17 protein-coding genes and 1 tRNA gene are annotated in these 23,788 nt (G+C 43.1%); 14 read left to right on the top strand and 4 right to left on the bottom strand.

The window, feature by feature from the left end; translation table 11 throughout:
* Window positions 1–173 precede the first annotated feature (173 nt).
* From J7384_RS06950 to J7384_RS06985, 8 genes are all read left to right on the top strand, one after another.
* Entirely contained in the window at window positions 174–2,993 is a 2,820-nt protein-coding gene (locus J7384_RS06950; protein WP_209112440.1) for a hypothetical protein, read from the top strand.
* A gap of 152 nt (window positions 2,994–3,145) precedes the next feature.
* The gene (locus J7384_RS06955; protein WP_209112442.1) at window positions 3,146–5,824 is read left to right on the top strand and encodes a TonB-dependent receptor; all 2,679 of its coding nucleotides are present in this window, start codon (window positions 3,146–3,148) and stop codon (window positions 5,822–5,824) included.
* A gap of 320 nt (window positions 5,825–6,144) precedes the next feature.
* Complete coding sequence (locus J7384_RS06960; RefSeq protein WP_209112444.1) at window positions 6,145–6,924, top strand: DUF3450 domain-containing protein; 780 nt, start codon at window positions 6,145–6,147, stop codon at window positions 6,922–6,924.
* Between the two features lie 15 nt (window positions 6,925–6,939).
* On the top strand, window positions 6,940–8,307 hold the full coding sequence (locus J7384_RS06965) for a MotA/TolQ/ExbB proton channel family protein (protein WP_348523851.1): 1,368 nt from the start codon (window positions 6,940–6,942) through the stop codon (window positions 8,305–8,307).
* Between the two features lie 3 nt (window positions 8,308–8,310).
* Window positions 8,311–8,838 (top strand): MotA/TolQ/ExbB proton channel family protein, encoded by a 528-nt coding sequence (locus J7384_RS06970; RefSeq protein ID WP_247741674.1) that lies wholly within the window; start codon window positions 8,311–8,313, stop codon window positions 8,836–8,838.
* Window positions 8,839–8,984: 146 nt separating this feature from the next.
* The gene (locus tag J7384_RS06975) at window positions 8,985–9,398 is read left to right on the top strand and encodes a biopolymer transporter ExbD (RefSeq protein ID WP_209112446.1); all 414 of its coding nucleotides are present in this window, start codon (window positions 8,985–8,987) and stop codon (window positions 9,396–9,398) included.
* Window positions 9,399–9,400: 2 nt separating this feature from the next.
* Window positions 9,401–10,042, top strand: coding sequence for an energy transducer TonB (locus tag J7384_RS06980; RefSeq protein ID WP_209112448.1), 642 nt, complete (start codon window positions 9,401–9,403; stop codon window positions 10,040–10,042).
* A gap of 20 nt (window positions 10,043–10,062) precedes the next feature.
* Window positions 10,063–11,391, top strand: a complete 1,329-nt coding sequence (locus tag J7384_RS06985) for a tetratricopeptide repeat protein (protein ID WP_209112450.1) — start codon at window positions 10,063–10,065, stop codon at window positions 11,389–11,391.
* A gap of 92 nt (window positions 11,392–11,483) precedes the next feature.
* Here the strand turns inward: J7384_RS06985 and rimI are convergent, their stop codons facing one another.
* From rimI to aceK, 4 genes are all read right to left on the bottom strand, one after another.
* Entirely contained in the window at window positions 11,484–11,945 is a 462-nt protein-coding gene (gene rimI / locus J7384_RS06990; RefSeq protein ID WP_209112452.1) for a ribosomal protein S18-alanine N-acetyltransferase, read from the bottom strand.
* A gap of 4 nt (window positions 11,946–11,949) precedes the next feature.
* A complete protein-coding gene (locus J7384_RS06995) occupies window positions 11,950–12,345 on the bottom strand; it encodes a DNA polymerase III subunit psi (RefSeq protein WP_209112454.1) in 396 nt (131 codons plus the stop codon).
* A 140-nt stretch (window positions 12,346–12,485) separates the two neighbouring features.
* Window positions 12,486–12,562: transfer RNA gene (locus J7384_RS07000), tRNA-Trp, on the bottom strand.
* Between the two features lie 145 nt (window positions 12,563–12,707).
* Entirely contained in the window at window positions 12,708–14,462 is a 1,755-nt protein-coding gene (aceK, locus tag J7384_RS07005; protein ID WP_209112456.1) for a bifunctional isocitrate dehydrogenase kinase/phosphatase, read from the bottom strand.
* 384 nt (window positions 14,463–14,846) lie between these two features.
* Between aceK and queA the strand changes: the two genes are divergently transcribed.
* From queA to J7384_RS19655, 6 genes are all read left to right on the top strand, one after another.
* Window positions 14,847–15,893 carry a tRNA preQ1(34) S-adenosylmethionine ribosyltransferase-isomerase QueA gene (queA, locus tag J7384_RS07010; RefSeq protein WP_209112458.1) on the top strand — a complete coding sequence of 349 codons (1,047 nt, stop codon included), beginning with the start codon at window positions 14,847–14,849 and terminating at the stop codon, window positions 15,891–15,893.
* Between the two features lie 91 nt (window positions 15,894–15,984).
* Window positions 15,985–17,127, top strand: coding sequence for a tRNA guanosine(34) transglycosylase Tgt (gene tgt / locus J7384_RS07015; RefSeq protein WP_209112460.1), 1,143 nt, complete (start codon window positions 15,985–15,987; stop codon window positions 17,125–17,127).
* A gap of 38 nt (window positions 17,128–17,165) precedes the next feature.
* Complete coding sequence (yajC, locus tag J7384_RS07020) at window positions 17,166–17,501, top strand: preprotein translocase subunit YajC (RefSeq protein WP_209112462.1); 336 nt, start codon at window positions 17,166–17,168, stop codon at window positions 17,499–17,501.
* Window positions 17,502–17,572: 71 nt separating this feature from the next.
* On the top strand, window positions 17,573–19,420 hold the full coding sequence (gene secD / locus J7384_RS07025) for a protein translocase subunit SecD (protein WP_209112464.1): 1,848 nt from the start codon (window positions 17,573–17,575) through the stop codon (window positions 19,418–19,420).
* Between the two features lie 12 nt (window positions 19,421–19,432).
* The gene (gene secF / locus J7384_RS07030; RefSeq protein WP_209112466.1) at window positions 19,433–20,380 is read left to right on the top strand and encodes a protein translocase subunit SecF; all 948 of its coding nucleotides are present in this window, start codon (window positions 19,433–19,435) and stop codon (window positions 20,378–20,380) included.
* Between the two features lie 401 nt (window positions 20,381–20,781).
* Window positions 20,782–23,775 (top strand): YdbH domain-containing protein, encoded by a 2,994-nt coding sequence (locus J7384_RS19655; RefSeq protein ID WP_209112468.1) that lies wholly within the window; start codon window positions 20,782–20,784, stop codon window positions 23,773–23,775.
* The last annotated feature ends 13 nt before the right edge of the window (window positions 23,776–23,788 follow it).

The raw sequence follows: 23,788 nt of genomic DNA on the forward strand, positions 1-23,788 counted from the left end.
TTATTTACTGCTCTCACCTAGTCGCTAGCCCAGTCCCAATGGGCTGTAATCTGTTTGTCATATTTCTGAAATCAAAACTACATATTTGTAAAACATTTCTGTCATTTTTGCTTCGTAGCATATCCGCGTTTTCAAATTTACAACTTTAAATACTCAAAGCTGCGGAGCAGACAATGCAAATCAAAACCTTTTTTAAAGTAAGCGCAATTGCTGGTGCATTAGCACTTGCTGGTTGTGGCGGTGGTGATATCAACTTATCGTCAAATGTTGATAACTCAACTTCAACGACAAACAACAATAACTCTGGCGGTAACAGCGGTGGCAATACAGGTGGTAACAACGGTGGTCAAAATGTTACTTTGCCGGGTATTCCAAATACGGCACTAACCACACAAATTAGCACTGCTTTAGGTTTTGACGTTCAAGTTCAAACATTACGCGATAGCATCTCTGGCGATGTAACGCTTCCAGCTAGAACAGGTAACCGTCCAGTATTCTACGCCATTCAGGGTGAATTGTCCGTTGGTACTCCAGGTAGTGCAGCTCGCACCAGTCGTGGTAACACTGATGTTGCTAAATTGACTATTGAGCCTGGTGCCGTACTTTTTGGTCAATCAGGTCGCGATTACATGGTTGTACACCGCAATGCGACTATTGAAGCCAATGGTACAGCGGCTAACCCAATTATTATGACCTCTTTACAAGATGTGACTGGCGCGGCTACTGCTCCGGGCCAATGGGGTGGTTTAGTTGTTTTAGGTAACGCGCCGTCTAACCGCTGTCCAAGCGACGGTAGTGACTGTGCACTACAAGTGGAAGGTGTAAGTGAAGGTGGTGTCTTTGGCGGTACAATTGCTGATGATAACTCAGGTACTTTACGCTATGTTGTTGTTAAGTACGCAGGTTTTGAAATTGCACCTGATAATGAGTTAAACGGTATCACATTCGGTGGTGTTGGTTCAGGTACAACAGTTGATTTCATCCAAGTGCACGCTAACGCAGATGATGGTGTTGAATTCTTTGGTGGCTCTGTCAACGTTAAGCACTTAGTATTAACCGGTAACCAAGACGACAGCGTTGACTGGGATAATGGCTTCACTGGTAAAATGCAGCACGTTTTCATCCAACACGCAACTGATTCATCAGAAGCGAATCGTGCGATTGAAGCGGATAACGACGGTTCTACACCAAACGCAGAGCCGCGCTCAAATCCAACGATTTCAAATATGACTATCATTGGTAACAACTTTGATACTGCTGATACCGACTCAGAAGGTATTTATCTGCGCGAAGGTACTGCTGGTAAGTTTTACAACACTGTTATTACTGGTCCTGCGGAAATGGGCGAGTGTTTAGAGTTTGAAGCCGGTGCAACCGTAACCAATGCAACCAGTGGTAACATTGTTTTCCAAAATAGTGTTATGGCTTGTACCAATAATGAAAATTTTAAAAACGCTGGTGATTTTGATTTAGGTAACTGGTTCAGAACTGCTTCAACCAATGGCGCTAACCAAGTGTTAACCTCTATTTTGATTGATCAAAACGGCGTGCCTAACAGCAATTCTCCACTTATCGCAGCTAACGCTGGCCAAAACCCTGCTTCTGTTGATTCATTCTTTGACACTGCTGCTTACGTAGGTGCGTTTGATGGTACAACGGACTGGCGCCGTGGTTGGGCTTTTGGCTTTGGTGGTGGTGTTGTAACACAACAACCAACTGCACAAGGCTGTCCAACAGGTACAACTGCAATTACTCCTGCGGACGGTAATACTACGACTTGTCAAATCTCTGGTCGTATCACCAGCAATATGACATTAACCGCTAACAACTTGTACGCACTAGATGGCGCAGTATTCGTTGGTGGTGACAAAACTGATTCAGCAACACTTACGATTGAAGCTGGTACTAAAATCTTTGGCCGTTCAGGTAATGACTACTTAGTTATCAGTCGTGATTCACAAATCCAAGCCAATGGTACAGCTGCTAACCCAATTACTTTCACTTCATCACAAGACATTTCTGGTGCTACTACTGGCGCTGGCCAATGGGGTGGTTTAGTTCTTTTAGGTAACGCTCAGTCTAACCGTTGTCCTGATGATGGCAGTGCATGTGCGCTTCAAGTTGAAGGTGTTCAAGAAGGTGCTGTTTTCGGTGGTACTGACGATGCAGACAGCTCAGGTACACTTCGTTATGTCGTGGTTAAGCACGCTGGTTTTGAAATTGCACCAGACAACGAATTAAACGGTATTACTTTCGGTGGTGTTGGTTCAGGTACAACTGTTGAGTTCATCCAAGTTCACGAAAATGCCGATGATGGTATCGAGTTCTTCGGTGGTACGGTTAACGCTAAATATGTTGTTTTAACCTCTAACCAAGATGACAGTGTTGATTGGGACAACGGTTTCCGCGGTAACTTGCAATACGTTTTAGTTAAGCACAACCCTGACAATAGCCAAGCTAACCGTGCTATTGAAGCGGATAACGACGGTTCTAACCCAACTGATACACCGCAATCTAACCCAACTATCGCTAATATGACGATTATTGGTAACGCATTCGATACAGCTGATACTGACTCTGAAGGTGTTTACTTGCGTGAAGGCACTAAAGCACAACTTTATAACTTTGTTGTAACTGGTCCAGCTGCTATGGGTGAATGTTTAGAGCTTGAAGCCGGCGCAACTGTTGACCAAGCGCTTGCTGGCGATACCGTTATCACTAACTCAGTATTTGCTTGTAGCGAGAACTTCAAAGATACAGCTAATTCAAGTAATGCAGCCTTTGACTTAAGTGATTGGGTGTTAAATGCTTCAGGAAATGCAGCTAATAGCGAAGCGGCTAACCAAGGTGCAGTGTTAAACGGTATCTTTACTATCGATACAACAACACCTCGCGACCTTTCAGGTAACAGCTTCTTTGAAAATGCAAACCACATTGGTGCTGTTTCTTCAAGCAACAACTGGACTACGGGATGGACGGTTGGTTTAGAGTAATTCTAACGAGTTACTGTTAACACAACAGCCCGTGTTAATTAAATAAAGCCACCAGCTTAGGCGGTGGCTTTATTGCTTACCAAAACAATGAATAACACGGCCTTTACCAACTTTAATCTAATGTTAGATTAGCCATTCTTAAGAGGTTAAACATGAAAAACTCATTTCGCAGCTTTAGCTTATCTAGCTTAACAGTTGCCGTACTAACTAGCATGACGATGTCGTCAGCTGGCGTTCAAGCACAAGAGAGCGACGCTACTGAGGATGCGATTGAAGAGCTAGTAGTAAAAGCGAGTCGCTTAAAAGGTACTGCTAGTGCGGTATTAGATGAGCGTAAAAACCAAGCGTTTGTCGCTGATATTTTGGGTGCAGAGCAGATTTCTCGCACCGGTGATAGTGATGCTGCCGCAGCACTTCGTCGCCTTCCAGGTTTGACGCTGGTCGACGGCAAGTTTATTTATATTCGCGGTTTAGGTGAACGTTACTCAAGCACCACCCTTAACGGTGCTGCGGTGCCGAGCCCGGATCCAACGCGCTCTGTTATTCCACTGGATTTATTCCCGTCAATTATTATTGAATCACTGTCGGTACAAAAATCATATTCTGCTTCTAAGTCTGCCCACTTTGGCGGTGGTTCGGTAGATATTCGTACCAAATCAATTCCAAGTGATTTTGTTTTTAATATTGCTGGCAATATTGGTGGTAACACCGATAACTTTGGCGAAGGTTTTACCTATAACGGTGGTGGCAATGATTGGTATGGTCGCGATGACGGTACTCGTGCAGCGCCTGAATCATTGCAGACACTGTGGCGCAACTTTGACCCATTAAACGATTTATCGCAGGCCGATAACCGTTTGATTGCTGCAGAACTTTATAATGATTACGATCCAACGCCAGAAACGTTAGATCCAGATGTTGGTCTCGATTTAGCATTAGGTGACCGTTTTGAAGGTGACACCATCACTTTTGGTTACTTGGCGTCTTTGTCTTATGACAACGAATGGCTATATACCGACGGTTTTGAAGGGCAAGATTTTACCCGCCAAAACGACGGTACTTTTACCTTGTTACGTGGCTTCGACGACCTTAAAGAAACTACGCATAATGTTAGATTCTCTGCCATGCTCAACTTTGGTTTAGAGATTACCAATAATCACAAGTTTGAATTTATTAACCTTGCGCTAAACGACACCGAAGATCGCATTGAAGACAAATTGGGTAACACCAACAACGTCTTGTTAAGTGAAGGTTTAAGAGTTCGTGATATCGAAGTGACTTACGAAGAGCGTACCTTGTTGTCTAATCAAATTAGAGGTACACATACTTTTCCTGAGTTAAACTTCTTAGGTATTGATTGGAAATACTCAAGTGGTCGTTCAATTCGTAAAGCGCCAGGTAACTTTGAAAGTCGCTTTATTTTAGCCGATACCAATAACGACGGTATTTTCGACATCAATAACGAAAGTTCACTGCGCCGTGCGACAACTGCCGCTCGTTACAGTTTCCAAGAGTTGCACGATAAAGTAGAGAACTACGGTTTTAACATTTCATTGCCGATTACCTTAGAAACCACTGAAATTGAGTTGAAAGCAGGTGCCGATTTTACTGAAAAATCTCGTAACGGTTTTGGTCGTCGTATCGATTTAGACACCTTGGCTTTTGATGGTCTTGATCTGTCAGGTAATCGCATTACCAGTATTTTAACGCAAGAAAATTTGTTAAATGCTCCTTTGTCTAGTTCGGGTCGTAACCTTATTCGCGATACTTCAATTGACGGTGATGATTACCTTGCTGGTCAGTTAACCGATGCTGTTTATGTTGAAGGTGATTTTTTCTTTGATAACACTTGGCGAGTTACTGCAGGTGTCCGCTGGGAAGATTTCCGCCAAGTCACCGTTGGTTTAAAACCATCAACTGGTGAGTTCGACTTACCGCGTTCACCAACTGAACAAGATTTAGCCGAGTTAGCCCTACAAGATGATGATTTTTATCCATCGCTTGCGGTCACTTATTTCTTAACGCCAGACGTACAGTTTAGAGGCTCCTATGCCGAGACGGTTGTTCGTCCAGATTTTCGTGAAGTGGCTAGTGCGACTTACTTAGATCCGTTAACTGGTGACCCAATTGGCGGTACGCCATCAACGCAGATATCTCAAATTAAACACTATGATTTCCGCTGGGAGTGGTATTTAGATACTGGCGAAAACGTTTCAGTCGGTTTGTTCTATAAAGACATCACTAACCCGATTGAATCAGTGCAATCACCTGCGCAGGATGGTCCACCACTTATTCGTATTGCCAATGCCGATACTGGTGAACTTTACGGTGTTGAAGTGGACTTCTTAAAAGACTTTACGTTCTTGAAAGATTACGGCTTTGGCGAATATGCTGATGCTTTTTTCTTATCAGGTAACGTCACGTTAAGTGACTCAGAAGTGAAAATTAACACGCAGCGTGTTGTTGAGCAAACCGGGGTTTCTACGGCTATTACCAACACTGAGCGTCGTTTAACTGGTCACTCTCGTTATGTGGTTAACTTAAACTTAGGCTTTGATGCGCCTAATGGTAAACACGCGGCAACACTTGCCTATAACGTGTTTGGTCCGCGTATTATTTTACCGGGTATCGATACGTTTGCTGATAGTGAAGAGCAACCATTCCACTCACTTGACTTGGTTTATACTTATTTTCCAACGTTTTCAACCAGCGTGAAGTTTAAGGTCCAAAATATTTTAGACCAAGAACGAGAGTTGAGCTTCGATGATACCATTCGACGCAGCGAAACTCGTGGTATTGGTTTTGATTTAGCGTTTAAATGGGAATTCTAACCATTTAGTCATTGTTCTTAAAAAGGCCAGCTAAATTAGCTGGCCTTTTTTATTATTTATGCAAAATTTATCGTAGTTAGAGCAATGCTATAGAGATGTTTATCTCTTTGAAATGCTGACCATTTGGTTATGTATTTTCATAAAAATGTCACTAAAATGTCACTTAATAAAGATGAAATATTACTGAAACCTAATTGTAATATTCCGTCTTTAGAATACCGCCCCATAGTAATATCAACATAGATTTTTTGCTCAAGTATGCGTTTGGCAAACTTGAGTTAACTCGTATCTAGCAATCAATCAAAACTTAAGGTTTTAATATGAAATTGTCTAAACTGGCCCGTATTAGTCTTATGACTAGTGCATTAGCCGTTACTTCTGGCATTTCGCCACAGTTATTAGCCCAAAACAGCGGTATCGACGACGTTGCTAAGGCCGGTCAGCAAATCAATCAATCTGCGAGCAAATCACAAGCTAAGATTGACAAAATCAGTGATCAAATTCAAAGCAAGTTGCAGCAGTTTAAAACCGTTAACAAAGAGATTGATGGCTTAAACGTATACAACGGTCAGATGCAAACTCAAATCAATAACCAAATGGAAGAGCTAGAGCAAATTGCTGTTTCAATGGAGCAAGTGAGTGTTATTGAGCGTCAAGTTTCACCGTTAATGGCGCGTATGATCGATACCTTAGCCATGTTTGTTGAGCTAGATGTCCCATTCTTAGAAGAAGAGCGCAGCAAGCGCATCGACGGTTTAAAAACGTTATTAGAGCGCGCTGATATTGCCGTTTCTGAAAAATTCCGCCGCGTACTCGAAGCCTACCAAGTTGAAGTTGACTATGGTCGCACAATTGAAGCGTACACAGGTTTAATCGAGGTTAACGGTCAAGAGCGCGATGTTGACTTCTTGCGCATCGGTCGCGTGACTTTGGTTTATCAAACGCGCGATGGCAACACTATGGGTATTTGGAATCAAAAAGCGCGCTCTTGGCAAGAACTTCCGAGCAGCTACCGCACAGATATCAATAAAGCATTGCGCATTGCCCGTAAGCAGTTAGCACCAGACTTAATTGTTGTGCCATTAAACGAAGCTGAATAAACCTGGAGAACAGACGTGAAAACTAAAATGAAGCAATTTTTAGCAGTTTTATTCGCAGGTAGTTTTGCCTCAGCTGCAATCGCACAAGAACCGGCGAGTCTTGATGAATTACTCGCGCAATTAGAGCAAGGTAAAGTCGCTCAAACTGAGCAAAACAAAGCTCGTGAAGCTGAGTTTGTTGCTAAAAAAGCACAACAAGATCAATTGTTAGCTGCCGCTAAAAATGAGCGCAACGACAAGATTAAATTAAGTGCTAAGTTAGAAGACGATTTTCAAAAAAACGAAATTGAAATTGCCAACCGCGCCGACGCACTAAACAAGCGTTTAGGTGAGTTAAAAGAGTTGTTTGGTGTGCTTCAGCAAGTGTCTGGTGATACCAAAAGCAAGTTCCAAAACTCTGTAATTTCAGCGCAAATCCCAGGCCGTGAAGTATTTTTAGACGAATTCGCACAGTCTATGGGGTCAAGCTCGAAATTGGCCTCAATTGAAGAAATCGAAAAAATCTGGTTCGAACTTCAACGTGAAATGACCGAAAGTGGCAAAGTAACAACCTTTAACCGCGAAGTTGTATTGGCCGACGGTCAGCGTGTACCAACAGATGTAACTCGTGTTGGTAGCTTCAACCTAGTCGCTAACGGCAAGTACTTAGAGTACATCTCTGAAACGGGTTCCGTGGCTGAACTTAAGCGTCAACCTTCAGGCCGTTACTTAGGCACTGCAGCTGACTTAGCTAAGGTTAACAACGAGCAAGTGGCATTCGCCTTAGACCCAACGGGTGGTTCTATCTTGAGCTTACTTGTTCAAGCACCTAACCAACGTGAGCGCGTTGACCAAGGTGGTACGGTAGGTTACATCATTTTAGGTATTGGTTTAGTTGGTTTACTAATAGCCATTGAGCGTTTTGTTAGCTTGTTCTTAATTGGCTCTAAAGTAAATCGCCAGCTTAAATCATCAACTGCTAAAGACGACAACCCATTAGGTCGCGTTATCTTAGTGAAAGAGCAAAATCCAAATATCGACACTGAAACACTAGAGTTGAAATTGTCTGAGTCAATTTTACGCGAAGTACCAAAACTAACTTCTCGTTTAACCTTGATTAAGATTATCTCAGTGGTAGCGCCGCTTATCGGTCTACTTGGTACGGTAACAGGTATGATCAATACCTTCCAAGCAATTACCTTGTTTGGTACTGGTGACCCGAAATTGATGGCCGGTGGTATTTCACAAGCGCTTGTTACTACTGTACTTGGTCTTGTTGTGGCGATTCCTATGGTGTTTATCTCTACACTACTAAATACGCGTAGCCGCGGCATCATCAACATTCTACAGCAGCAAAGTGCCGGCATTATCGCTGAGCGTGCTGAGGCAGAGAAGGGAGCATAAGCCATGATTTTATTCATCGACATGATGAATAGCATCCGTGAGTTTATGGACACTGGCGGTCAAGTTCTGACCGTCATCGCTGCCGTCATTTGTTTAATGTGGCTGCTGATTTTTGAACGTATCGCCTTTGTTTTCTTTGGCTACCGTCAATACAAAAAATCAGTAAAAGCAGCATGGTTTGGTCGCGTTGAGCGCGACTCATGGAATGCTGAAATGATTCGCGAAGCAATGGTTTCACGCGCATCTGCAAAATTGAATAACAATGTCCCATTGATTCACAGCCTCGTTGTTTTATGTCCACTACTTGGGCTACTCGGTACTGTGACCGGTATGATTGAAGTGTTTGACGTAATGGCTATTTCAGGTAGCGGCAATGCTCGCTCAATGGCGTCAGGTGTTTCAAGAGCGACTATTCCAACAATGGCTGGAATGGTGGGTTCATTATCAGGGGTTTTTGCTGTGACTTGGCTACAGCGTTTTGCAAAGCGTGAAACTGAGTTATTAGAAGATAGTTTACCAATGCAACACTAGTTTGACATTTATACGGCGTTAGCGCTTGCTCATGTGGTGAACCACACTACACAAGCGCTGCCTTGTCTAAATGCCAAACATGCAGCAACAAATTAAGCGTGATATTTACTAACCATTGGGATTAGTAAGTACAGATAGGTTTTATTATGCGTTCACAATTATCAAAAGTTTTACAAGAGCAAGAAGAAGCAGAAGAAATTAACATGACGCCAATGCTTGACGTTGTTTTTATTCTTTTAATCTTTTTTATCGTTACTGCATCATTTGTCAAAGAAGCAGGTATCGAAGTTAACCGCCCAGAAGCAGCGACAGCCGTTAAAAAAGAGCGTGCTAACATTTTAGTTGCGATTAGTGACAAAGGTGAAATTTGGATCAACAAGCGCAAAGTTGACGTGCGAGCAGTACAAGCAAATATCGAGCGCTTAAAAGCGGAAAATCCACAGGGTACAGTAGTTATTCAAGCTGACAAGAAAGCGACTACTGATGTCTTGATCAAAGTTATGGACTCAGCACGTGCCGCTGGTGTCTTTGATGTTTCAATCGCGGCTCAAGAGGCCTAGTTATGTACGTTAAAGAGTCAGGTATGCTCGGTGTAGGTTCCCGTTACGGAATTGCCTTAGCGCTAGCGGTCATCATGACTTTTGGCTTGTTGTGGGGCATGCAAACACTAATCTCTGGTGGTAACGATGCCCTCACTGACGCGCCTAAAGGCCGCGTGCTTGATTTTGTTCGCTTGAAAAAAGAAGAAGCGGTACAAAAGAAAGAGCGCAAGCCACAAAAGCCACCTAAGCCAGAAACGCCACCACCACCAATGCAGCAGCCGCAAATGCAGCAAGCTAACCCTAACGCCAATGCTGTTAGTAATAGCTTTACTGCCGATGTTCAAGCTGACGCTGGTTTATCAGGTGGTTTGAGCTTAGACAGTGGTGACGGCGATTATTTGCCATTGAGCCAGGTTGCGCCGATTTATCCGCGCCGTGCTCAGTCTCGTGGTATCGAAGGTTATGTAATTCTTGAGTTTACTGTGACTAAAACTGGTTCAGTAAAAGATCCAATCGTTGTTGAATCTCAACCTCAAGGTATTTTTGACCAAGCAGCGATTAACGCAGCATTAAAATTCAAGTACAAGCCTCGTGTTATCGATGGCGTTGCTATGGACGTTGCTGGTGTGCAAAACAAAATTACCTTCGAAATTGACGGTTAATTGCGGCAGAGGAAGATAAAATGAAAGCTAAAAAACTAATCCTTTCTGTCTTAAGTGCATCACTTGTTTATCAGATGCCATTAATCAGTGATCTTAGTTTTGGTACTAACGTCGCCAGTGCACAAGCAGAGCAAGCGGCGCCAGCACGTAAAACTAAAAAAATACCGACGATGCGCAACAAGGTTTATACGCAGTTTGCTCGTGCCCAAAAAATCGCTGATGAAGGTGATATACCTAAGGGTATTCAGGTGTTGGATGAAGTACAAGAGCGCATTAGTAGTATGAATGACTATGAAATTGCTACTATGTGGAATTTCTACGGTTTTTTACACTACGCCAACGAAGATCTTGACAAAACTATCGAGTATTTCAGCAAGGTTGTTGAAATCGAGGCAATTCCTAATAACTTGTATTTATCGACCTTGTATTCGTTAGGTCAGCTAGCAATGCAGCAAGGTAAATACGATAAAGCTATTGAATATTTGACTCTGTGGCGTGACAACAACCCTAAGCGCATGCTGGCGAGCCAATATGCTTTGTTCGCTCAGGTATACTATCAGGACAAGCAGTATCAAAAAACCATTGATAACATTGTCCTAGCTAGAGAAAACAACTTTGTTGCTGACGTTTTGCAACCGCCAAAAGAAAACTGGTTGATTTTGCAACGTGCGGCCTACTACTCGCTAAAGCAGCCTGAAAAAGTCACCGAAGTGATTGAAGAGTTGGTGCGTTACTACGACAAGCCGGAATACTGGATTCAACTCGGTGGTATGTACGGCGAGATTGGCCAAGAGAAAAAACAGCTCGGCATTATGGAAGCGGCGTGGCAAGCTGGCTACTTGAAAAAGTCGTCTGAGCTTGTCATGTTGTCTCAGCTTTATTTGTACCACGAATTACCGTACAAAGCGGCGAAAGTGTTAGATGATGCAATTGCCCAAGGTATTGTCGTTGCCGACGTTAAGCGTTTAGAGTTAATGGCACAATCATACGTCATGGCGAAAGAAGATGAGAAAGCAATTCCAGTACTGATTAAAGCGGCTAAGATTGCTGAGAATGGCAAATACGACGCACAGTTAGCACAAGCGTACCTCAACTTGGAGAAGTGGGACTTAGCAATTGCTTCTGCTGAAACTGCCTTAGAGCGCGGTGAACTAGCCAATGAAGGTAATATGTACCTAGTACTTGGCATGTCTAACTTCAACTTGAAAAACTTTGACCAAGCTTTGACTGCTTTTACTAAAGCGCAAGACTTGCCAAAAGTCGCTAAAACTGCCAAGCAATGGCATGCTTATGTCAGCAAAGAGAAGAACTATCAAGAACAAGTTGCACTGTTAAGTGCGGGTAACTAATTATTGTTAGTTGACTTACTGAGATGATAACGAAAAAGCCGATCAAACGATCGGCTTTTTGTTTTCTAGATAATAATAGAAAGTGTTAACGACTACAGCGTTTTTGACATCACAATCGCATCTTCATAGCCAATCGCTTTCGGGTAGTAACCCGTGCGTCTGCCTATTTCGCTAAAACCATAATTGATGTAAAGCATTTGAGCGCTAATATTGCTGGCTCTGACCTCGAGAAATAACTTTTCTGCACCGAGTCGTTTGGCGTGGCTAATAAACTCGGTCAGTAAGACTTTACCATAGCCTTGGCCTTGCTCAATCGGATTGACGCAAATATTCATTAAGGTCGCTTCTCCAGCGACGTAATCTCCAACATAAAAGCCTACTGTGCTATTTCGGTTGGCGTTTTGCTGCTCTATTGTTAAATACTGGCCAAAATAGCGACCGCCAACACAACTGCGAAACAAAGATTCAGTCCACGGATGGCTATGGCTGGCATTTTCAATAGGCATTAAGTTGTCGACATCACTCAAACTAATCGGATGAAATTGGTTTGCCATGCTATTACTTACCCTTGCTGTTGAGATGTTGAGCAGTGAATAGTTGCCACAGTTGTTTTTTTAGCGTTGGCGTTGCTGCTATATCTTTGAGTTCAGGCGTGGTTAAGCACTGGTGTTGAAATTGGCAGCTGCTAGCACTGTCGGTGTTAAATTGCCAATTAATCAGGCCTAAGTCGATGTGACTTTGATGAAACTGAATATCGGCTTTATCAACGCCAATGCTTTGCAAAATATCACTTAACAATCTCGATGAAGATAAGGCTGGTTGGTCAAGCTGAGCAAGGTTTTTTGAGTTTGTTTGTGACGCTTGCTGATGCTCTGTCACTGTTGATGACTTTCGTTGCCAGAGTTCGATACCCATAGCATTGAGATGCTCAAATTGTTGTCTCGACAGCGGCATAAATAATCAGTGTTAGTTTGTTAATGTTTAAGTTGTTATTCTACGGAATTTAAGCGCTGAAACAACTGCGATAAAACAATAAGATTATTGAGAATTTTTTGATAACAAGCTGAGTATTGAGAATATCAAGAGAAAAGAAGTGGCAGGGGTAGAGAGATTCGAACTCCCAACCGTCGGTTTTGGAGACCGCTGTTCTACCAATTGGAACTATACCCCTGCAATGGACTGGCATTATACTGATGCCGAACTAAAGGTAAAGCCTTTATCAACAAATTTCTTGTCAAATTGAACCGTTTGCTCAAATTGCCAGCGATTGCTGGCAATTCGCTTAATAGCTGTACAGTTATTTATGAACAATAAAGCTATCCTAAATCTCGACTGAATCTCATTTTTTTCGGGTAAGGATAAACATCTCGAATAATACCGTTGGCGACGTCCCTTTGGCAGGCTTGCCAATAACTAGCCTCGAGCAAATTGGCGTGATGAGTGTTAAAGGCTTCTCGATACTGACGGTTTGCCAAGGCAAAAGTGGCGAGCTCTTCGGGGAAAACATCACCAGGGGCGACGCTGTACCAAGGCTCGGCAGCAAATATTTGCTCTTCGGTCTTAGGCTCAGGCTTCACTCTAAAGTTCACTTCATTCATATAGGTGATTTCGTCATAGTCATAGAAAATCACTCGGCCGTGGCGTGTAACACCGAAGTTTTTCAATAGCATATCACCGGGGAAAATATCAGCAGCAATCAGTTGTTTAATCGCTTTACCATATCCGTACATAGCACTGTTGATGGCCTCTTGATCGCCATCTTTACTGGCTTGAGCTAAATACAGGTTGAGTGGTGTCATCCGGCGTTCAATATAAACGTGTTTGATAATCACTAAATCATCTTCAAAGCGAATTATTGACCCAGCGACCTTGGTTAACTCTTCTAGTAGCTCGTCGGAAAAGCGCTCTTTGGGAAACGCCACTTCTGAATACTCCATGGTATCTGCCATACGGCCGACTCTATCGTGCAGTTTTACTAGGCGATACTTACCAATAACGTCTTTCTTGGTCATTTGCTTAGACGGTGCAAATTTGTCTTTGATCACTTTGAAAACATATGGGTAAGAAGGCAAGGTAAATACCGACATCACCATGCCTTTGATACCCGGTGCCAGTTCGAGCTTGTCTGTTGAGTCGTCTAAGTGATGTAAAAAGTCGCGATAAAACTGAGTTTTACCTTGTTTGTGAAAACCAATAGATGAATAGAGTTCTGCTTTGGTTTTATTTGGCATTAATTTGTGAAGAAAGTGCACTAGCGCGCAAGGTTGCAGGCATTCAACAAAAAAGTAAGCACGGGCAAAGCCAAACACTACCGCCATTTCTTCGCTGCTGGTGAGCAGTGCATCGATGTAAACGGCACCTTCGCCGCTATTGGCATTTTCGCGGTTAAGCAAGGCAACAATAAACGGTGTGTCACCGGCAGGGGAACGCACACGCCCTATTAAGTAAGCGCCTTTATTGCGATAGAAAATACTATCGAGAATATCGAAATGCATCAATGACAAGTCAAATAAGGTTTTGTCTGCCCGCTGACGAAAGGCTTTAATGATGTTGTTGATGTCGCGGTCTAGATCTTCAAATGGCAAATCTAAATGCGGCTTGGTTAGAATGTCTTTAACGGTCTCAAATAAGCCTTTTTCGCTGGGCTGATAACGAGTATAAATTGGTGTTTCAGCACGAGTTCGACCTTTAGTTAAGCTAGTTTCAACAAATATGTAGTTATTGTTGTAATACTTGCGCTCGAACAGCTTACAAAACACTGAATTGTAAAAACTCTCCGCTAAGTCGGCCTGTAAATGCGGTTGCAGTAATTTGACGTAGGCGCGTTTAACCTCTTGCCATAACTCGCTGTCGAGTTCGCTAATATTAAAGCTTTGTTCAAGGAGCTGGAGAGTTTCGTTGACCCTTTTATCGTAAAAGTCGGTGCGTTCTTTGGCAGCGTTTTGAACACCTTGCCAATCGGCATGAGCAAATCTCAAGCGGGCAGTTTGGCTGATGCGGCTAAAAAGTCTTATGTGGCGGTCAAAGCCGGAAAGTATCGTATGGGCGATAGTATGGGCGAGGGTTTGCATCCTAATTACCTGTATCAATCGGTGTTTCGGTCACCTTAGCGAGCTTTCTTTCACGAGCTTAAATTATTTACTAAATACTGGCTATGAATTTGGTGAATATAGTGCGTTTTTTTAGCACTAAACTTGCTATTGTTGGCGCTCAGCACTAGACTAGCGCGGTTTTGTTTAATCTGGCCGCAATTGCTTATTAAAGAATAATTGAAATATTCAAATTATGCGCGTGCTAAAGGTTAAGCTAGTTAGTTTTCTTCTTTCTAGAATACTGTTCCCCACTCATTCATAGCGAGCTAAGTTACTGGTGTAAATCAGGAAATACTTGTCAGTGCTATAAATGTTATTTGGAGGCGCTAGAAAGTTGTTTGTTGTCTCAAGCTGAGGTTAAATATGCGCGTTGCTGATTTTTCTTTTGACTTACCTGAACATTTAATTGCCCGTTATCCGAAAGCCGATCGAACGGCGAGTCGTTTAATGACCTTAAATGGCAATTCAGGCCAGATTGCGCATCAGCAGTTTACCGATATTATTGATCAGCTTTCTGAAGGTGATTTATTAGTTTTTAACAACACCCGCGTTATTCCCGCGCGTATGTTCGGTCAAAAAGCCAGTGGCGGTAAGCTTGAAGTGTTGGTTGAGCGCATGCTCGATGAACGTCGATTACTCGCTCATATTCGCGCCAGTAAATCGCCAAAGCCGGGCACCGAAATCATCCTTGAAGGCAAAGTTAAAGCGACTATGGTGGCGCGTCATGACGCTTTGTTTGAACTCGAAGTACACAGTGATAAGCCAGTACTTGACGTTTTAGAAGAAATTGGCCACATGCCATTGCCGCCTTATATCGACCGCCCAGATGAAGACAGCGATCGCGAGCGTTATCAAACCGTTTACAATGAAAAGCCGGGGGCGGTTGCCGCACCGACGGCAGGTCTACATTTCGACGATGAAATACTGGCAAAAATTAAAGCCAAGGGCGTTAATCTAGCATTTATTACCTTACACGTTGGTGCAGGGACCTTTCAGCCAGTTAGAGTTGAAGAGATTAGCGAGCACGTTATGCACGCTGAATACGCTGAGCTGTCGCCTGAAGTTGCAGAGCAAATTGCACAAACTAAAGCCAATGGCAATCGCGTTGTTGCGGTGGGTACCACCTCGATGCGCACCCTTGAAAGTGCAGCCAAAGCGGCGGCTGAACAAGGCGAGTTAATTGCACCGTTTTACCAAGACACTGACATTTTCATTACCCCCGGTTTCGACTTTAAGGTGGTTGACGCCTTGGTAACAAATTTTCACTTGTCTGAATCAACCCTGTTAATGTTAGTCAGTGCATTTGCTGGTTACGACAATATTATGACTGCATACCAACAAGCAGTTGAAAACGAATATCGCTTTTTCAGTTATGGCGATGCGATGTTCTTAACTAAGAAAACTACTTAGTTAAAATAGATAAATTTTGTTTGTCAGGATAGTGTTACTGGCAAGGTAGTTAAGCCGTTGGCCTGTTTCGCTGACTGGCAGAGGAAAAGTAATGAAATACGAACTAATTAAAAAAGACGGTAAAGCCCGTCGCGGTAAACTGATTTTTGATCGCGGTGAAGTGCAAACACCGGCATTTATGCCCGTTGGTACTTACGGTACGGTTAAAGGCATGAAAACCGAAGAAGTTGCCGAAACCGGCGCTGAAATTCTATTGGGTAATACCTTTCATCTAATGTTGCGTCCAGGTACTGAGATCATTGAACAGCACGGTGATTTACACGACTTTATCAATTGGGATAAGCCAATTTTAACTGATTCAGGCGGTTTCCAAGTGTTCAGTCTTGGCGCAATGCGCAAAATTACCGAGAAAGGTGTTGAATTTAGATCGCCAGTCAATGGTGAAAAGATCATGTTAACACCAGAGCGTTCAATGGAAGTGCAAAAGAGTTTGGGCTCAGACATCGTCATGATTTTTGATGAATGTACACCGTACCCAGCCAGTCACGATGAAGCAAAAACTTCAATGGAGCTGTCATTGCGTTGGGCACAACGCTCAAAAGACGCCCACGGCGATAACCCGTCAGCATTATTTGGCATAGTGCAAGGCGGTATGTACGAAGACCTGCGCGAAGTATCAGCAGCAGGGCTGCAAGCGATTGATTTTGACGGTTATGCCATCGGCGGCTTGTCGGTTGGTGAGCCAAAAGAAGACATGATTCGAATATTAGATCACACTACCCCCTTGATTCCTGAGGATAAGCCCAGATATTTGATGGGAGTGGGTAAGCCGGAAGACTTAGTAGAAGGCGTGCGCCGCGGTATCGACATGTTTGATTGTGTGATGCCAACTCGCAATGCTCGCAATGGTCATTTGTTTGTGACCAATGGCGTCGTAAAAATTCGCAACTCGCGTCACAAAACCGATACCGGCCCGTTGGATCCTGAGTGTGATTGTTACACTTGTAAGAATTATTCGCGTGCCTATTTGCATCACTTAGATAAGTGTAATGAGATTTTAGGATCGCAGTTAAACACTATGCACAACTTGCGTTTTTATCAACGCGTTATGCAAGGTTTGCGCGATGCGATTGCCGAAGGTAGATTAGAAGAATTTGTTGCTGAGTTTTACGCCTTGCGCGATTTGCCAGTGCCGCCGTTGAAAGGCGCTGACCAGGCTGAGCCAGCACAGTAAAAACAACAGATTTTAGTGTTATTAATACAGGGGATATTATGAGTTTATTTATTAGTCAAGCACATGCTGCCGCAGCACCAGCGCCTCAAGGTGGTGGTTTTGAAATGATCATTATGCTGTTGGTTTTCGGTTTAGTGTTTTACTTTATGATTTACCGTCCACAAGCTAAGCGCGTAAAAGAGCACAAAAACCTAATGTCGCAATTGTCAAAAGGCGATGAGGTGTTAACCCAAGGTGGTGTGGTTGGCAAAATCACTAAAGTTGCCGACGACAAAGACTTTATCGTAGTAAGCATTGCCGAAGGCACTGAAGTAACTGTTCAAAAAGGCGCAGTTTCAGCAGTATTGCCAAAAGGCACAATGAAGTCTTTATAAGTTTTGCAAATGGCTGCGTTTAACGCAGCCATTTTGTTTTTCAGAGTATTGAATAAAACAGGATAGTCCTTGTGTTAAACAAATATCCATTGTGGAAAACCCTGATGGTGATCATCATAGTTGCCATTGGCGCTTTGTATGCTTCACCTAACTTATACGGTGAAGATCCAGCCGTACAAATTTCAGGTAAGCGCGGTGTTGAAGTAACCGCAGCAACACTTGATAAAGTGAAAGCTGAATTGAACCAAAAGCAAATTGGCTTCGCCAGTATTGCCCTTGAAAACGGCCAGCTATTGGCGCGTTTTGCCGATACTGAAAACCAATTAAAAGCCCGCGATATGCTAGACAGCGCCTTAGGCGATAACTACTCAGTGGCACTTAACTTAGTACCAGATACCCCTGAGTGGCTGGCAAGCTTAGGCGGCGTACCAATGAAATTGGGCTTAGATTTGAGCGGTGGTGTTAGCTTCTTGATGGAAGTTGATATGAACGCCGTTATCACTAAAGCACAAACGGAAGCGGTTAGTGATTTTCGCAGTCAATTACGCCAAGAAAAAATCCGTTACCGCAGCGTTAAAAAAGCCGGCGATAGCGTCGCTATTCAATTGCGCAACGAGGAAGACCTGAGCAAGGCTGACTCATTTTTAAAGCGCACCTATCGCGATTTCTTATTTGTTGATGACAGCAGTACTTTAACTATTACTGCGATGATGACTGAAGAAAAACTCAAAGAAACCCGCGAGTATGCACTTCAGCAAAACATTACTATTATTCGCAATCGTGTTAACGAGTTAGGTGTTGCTGAACCATTGGTACAACGCCAAGGGCAAAAACACATTGTCATTGAATTGCCGGGTGTTCAAGACACGGCAAAAGCGAAAGAAATCCTCAACGCGACCGCAACCATTGAGTTTAGAATGGTTGACCAAGAAGGCGATTTAAACAATGCCTTGAACGGTCGAGTGCCAGCGAGTTCACAATTGCTCTACGATCGCGATGGTCGTCCATCACTGCTGAAAAAGCGCATTATGCTCACCGGTGACCATATTGTTGACGCCAACTCTGGTTTTGACGAAAACGGTCGCTCTCAGGTTAACATCACTCTTGATTCGCCGGGTGGCAGCAAGTTCTCTAACGCCACCAAAAACAACATTGGTAAGCCAATGGCAACGGTATTTATCGAGTACAAAGCAACCGATAGAAAAAATGCCGAAGGCAATACCATTTTTGAGAAAAAAGAAGAGATTATTTCAATCGCAACTATTCAGGCGCGTTTGGGCAAAAACTTCCGTATTACAGGCTCTGGTTCTCCATCAGAAGCTCACAACTTGGCGTTATTACTACGCGCTGGTGCGCTCATTGCGCCAATTCAAATTGTTGAAGAGCGCACCGTAGGTCCATCGTTGGGTAAAGAAAACATCGAGTTAGGTTTTACCGCAATTATGGCCGGTTTCGCCTTAGTATTCTTGTTTATGATGTTTTGGTATCGTGCCTTTGGCATCGTGGCAAACTTGGCACTAGGCGCTAACTTGGTACTGATTGTCGGTGTTATGTCATTAATTCCAGGGGCAACGTTAACCTTGCCGGGTATGGCGGGTATCGTATTAACCGTTGGTATGGCAGTAGATGCTAACGTGCTAATTTTTGAACGTATTCGCGAAGAATTGCGCAGTGGTAAAACAGTACAGCAATCAATTCATCACGGTTACGATTCAGCATTCTCAACTATTTTAGATGCCAATATTACTACTTTGATTGCGGCGTTAATTTTATTTGCTGTAGGTACTGGCCCAATTAAAGGTTTTGCCGTGACCCTATCTATCGGTATTGTCACCTCAATGTTTACCTCTATTGTTGGTACACGTGCGATTGTTAATGCAGTTTGGGGCGGTAAACGCCTTGATAAACTTCCAATATAGGTGATTGTCACTATGCAAATTTTAAAATTAAAAGAAACAGTCACTTTTATGGGCTACCGCAAGGTTGCCATGGTGTTTAGTATCTTGTTGATGCTAGCGTCAGTTGCCTCACTTGCGATTAACAAACTCAATTTTGGTTTAGACTTTACCGGTGGTGTTAAGGTTGAAGTTGGCTTTGAACAAGCGGCTGATTTAACTAAGGTGAGAGCGGTACTAGATAGCAACGGCTACGACGATGCTATTGTTCAACTATTTGGTACGAGTCGCGACGTTGTTATTCGCTTAGCACAGCGTCCAGACGTAAAAGCTGAGTTATTGGGTAACAATATTGTTGATGCCCTCAAAGACGGTATGGGCGTAAGCGTTGATATGCGTCGTATCGAGTTTGTTGGTGCTAGTGTTGGTGAAGAGCTGACCGAGCAGGGCGGCTTAGCGATGTTAACGGCGCTCATTTGTATCTTGGTATACGTTGCTTTTCGCTTTGAATGGCGTTTCGCGCTTGGTTCTGTATTCGCGTTATTCCACGACGTTTTGCTAACCCTAGGTTTGTTCTCTGTATTGGGATTAGAGTTCGACCTAACGGTTTTAGCGGCGGTACTAGCGGTAATCGGTTACTCGCTTAACGATACTATCGTGGTTTCTGACCGTATTCGTGAGAACTTCCGCAAAGTTCGCGAAGGTGGTCCGGAAGAAATCATCAATATCTCGTTAACGCAAACCTTAAGCCGTACCTTTATTACCTCAATTACTACTTTGTTAGTATTGTTGGCCTTGTTTTTTAAAGGTGGTGCTCTAATTCACGGTTTCGCAACAGCCTTGCTATTTGGTGTTTTTATCGGTACTTACTCATCAATTTACGTGGCTAGCTCAATTGCCTTAGCCTTGGGTATTTCGAAAGAAGATTTGATCCCAGAAGTGATTGAAAAAGAAGGTGCTGACCAAGAGCAAATGATGCCATAGACTATTGGTGTGAAGTTATTTGGTTACAAAAGGCTAGCGTTTTCGCTGGCCTTTTTCTTTATGGCCTTGTTATACCCAAGCTACCTCAAGATGTTTGTTCAGTTGGAATTAAAAGCGATTTAGGTAAGGCATTGATTGCAAAGAATGGTTATTCCCTTGTTAAAATCAATAACGCCGTATAAATCGCTTTTAAACCAACCCACTTTTTGTTTATAGATAGGGCGCTTCACAGGAACTTACTCTCAGCGTTGCAGCTAATTGAAAGGGAATGACCATTCCTGCTAGCTGCGCCTTGATATTAAGTCCCTGTGAAAGCGCTGAACTGTGTATTTTGAGGTAGTTTGGGTATATGATTATGCGGGTAATGGTTTCAAGCAATTAACGCTAAGGAAGTTAAGCGAGTGGCAATAGTCATTAAACGCGTAATCTATATGTTGGCTGCTGGGCTCTTGATAATGCTAGCAGTCGCACTAACTGTTTATGGTTTTAAGGAGAGGTTAGCGGTTTATCTTGTTAACCAGCAGCTCAGCGAGTTTAGTCAAGCCAACAATAGTGCTCAAAATGACTCGACAAAGTTGTCACTAGACTGCCTTAGTTTTGATATCAAGCTGTTTAAAGAATCGAATAATAACGCTGCCAAACCCAATCAGACCAGTCTTGAGATCGCGCGAATTTGTTTAACACTCAACAATGCAAGCGTTACGCTAAACAATATTGAACTGGTCTGGCAGCACAGTGATTTTTCATTAAACAAATTCGGTGATAAGCAATACTGGCTTGCCAACCTTAAACGTTTGACGGTAGAGCAGATTCAGGTAATTGGTACGCTGGTTACTGATGCTAATAGCCAACAGTCACATGTTCCGTGGACATACCAGCAATTTATTGAAAGCATAGAAACATCGGTAGCTGACATACACAGCCATGTTGAGCAACTTTCACAATTGACATTAGTCGATGTAAAGCAGGTGCGCTTTCAACCTCAACGAGATCTCGCTAAAGTCGTTTATTTGGCGGAGGTTAAATACGCTAAACAGCCGTTATCAAATAGCTCAGGGCATTCTATTAGTTCAGGACTGTCTACTAGCTCAGGGCTGTCTATTGGATCAGGGCTGCTAACAGTGAGTGTTAGTCGAGCGCACACCGAGCAAAGTGAGTTACTCTCAACTAAAATTGTGCTGTCACCAGATTTTTTAGCGGGTGACTTTACCTTGAATTTAGCCGAGCTAAAAACGGCTACAACTTCCTTGTTTCAGCAGTCTCATTGGCAACAGCTGGCTAACAACGCTGACTTAAACGGTACGTTTAGTGGTCATTTTAGCTGGCCCTTACTAAGTCAAAAGCTAAGTATTACTGACTTAACCACTAGGCTCGATTTACAAAATACTAAGCTTGAACTCGCGCCAGCGTTTTTTACTGAATTAGCTAAGTTGATGACATTTGATGCTAGTTCGATATCTGAGTTCTCCAAGACAGAATTAGCGCAAGCGTTTAGCTTGTCGGCAGATATCAGCTTAAAAGCTGTTTTGGCGGAGGATGGCGTTAGCATTGGTTTTGGCACAGGTGATTTTGTTGAGGGCAATTTTACCAATCAGATCAGGCTTGATCTGCCAGCCAGTTGGCGACAACAAAAGCCAGAATCGTCAGAGCTATTAGACCCGTCACAACCAACAGAAAAAACAAGCCTTCAAGATCTTGTCGTTTTTACTGAGGCTAACCAGATCACAAACCTATCCTTAGCATTGAACCAGGATGGTAAAATTACTTGGCAGCCAAATAGCATTATTGGCACCTTTGATACGTTTGAATTAGCCGATGTTCAGTTAGCGTTAGGGCAACAAAGCGAAAGTGTCAAAGCTAGTAGCCAAGTGCTTAGCGCCAATGTTACTGAGCTCAGCTATCAAGCCCAAACGGCTAATGCGAACAGTCAGCTTAACAGCAAGTTGACAATCAACGGTGCGGTTGTTGTGCCTAAGCTGTTAGAGCTGAGCCAAGCGCCAATTGAATTCAATTTAGTGAGCCAGTTAGCGCTAACCGAAGAGTTATTGACCTTAGATTTTAGCGAGGGCAGTAAACTAGCGCTGTTATCGCTATCTGTTCCAGAGTTGGCGACAGTACAAAGCGTCGAGCAAGCTGTTGAGGGGCAAGTTACGTTAAACTTGTCGGCACTGGCGAGTTCAACCGATTATCTTCCGGAATTAAATCTTAAACTGTTAACGTCAATAAGCGATGTTCAAATCAGCGCTAAAGCTAGTGAGAGCAAAGCATCTGATATTGGTGTTAATTTGGCTAATGCGCGGCTAGAAAGCTCTGTTAAAGTTGATTTAAACCAAGCGCTTGATGTTCAGGCTCAGTTCAGTTTAGCTGAGTTAGACTTAGCACAAGTTGAGATAACCGGTGACTATTTAACGCCAAGTTTTGTTGTTCAGCAGTCGTCGATAGCCTTGGTTGATTTGCTAGATAAGTTAAGTTTGTCATTGCCCGAGGAAGTAACGCCTGACTTGGTTGAAGGACAGTTGTCATATTACTTAACTGGTCAGGTAAAAAGCTGGCAACAATTATTGGATAGTGACATGAATGGTCATTTTGCTATTGAGCAGCTGACCGGGCGAGTGAAAAAGTACTGGTTGGAAGGCTTAGATTACCAACAAGGTTTTAGTTGGCACAATCAAGTGTTGCGAAGCGATACTTATGTCAATAAAAGCACCAATAAAACTGCCAATCAAAACGGCCTATTGTCGATTGATTTAGTTGATGTTGGTGTTGAACTAAAAGCGTTATCACTACAGCCTGACGTTGTCTTTATGTTCCAACAGCAGCGCTGGCAAGGTAAGCTGTCGGTTATTACCGGACAGGCATTTAATGGCGAATTTAGCATTGATGAGCTTGAATGGCCAATAGCACAAGAACAAACCTTAGCCCTGAGTTTTGACGGCTTTGATTTAAGTGAACTAATAGCGCTAGAAAACCAACAAGGGATTAATGTTACTGGCCAAGTATCTGGCCAAGTACCGCTTTATGTTGCCGAAAAAGAGGGCAAGCTTGAGTTAAGTATTAGCGATGGCAATTTATTCAATATTACCAATGGTTTGATCCAAATTAAGGACAATCCGGCGGTAGAGCAATTTAAATTGAATTATCAACAATTGGCGATAGCCTTTGAGGCGCTTGAAAATTTGCACTACAACCAGCTCTCGGCACAAGTTAATATGGACAGCCAGGGGCAAATGTTATTGGCAACTTCAATAAAGGGGCGAAATCCTGATCTCGATAATGAGGTCAATTTGAACTTAAATTTAGATTACGACTTACTGGGTTTACTTGAGTCGTTGCAGATTCCAGAGCAATTGGAACAGCGTATTAGCGATAGGCTGAGCAATGCCAAAGTTAATTAAGATTATTTCTTAA

Origin of the sequence: Endozoicomonas sp. G2_1 (assembly GCF_017744155.1) — a bacterium.
Taxonomy (GTDB): Bacteria; Pseudomonadota; Gammaproteobacteria; order Enterobacterales; family Alteromonadaceae; genus JAGHQT01.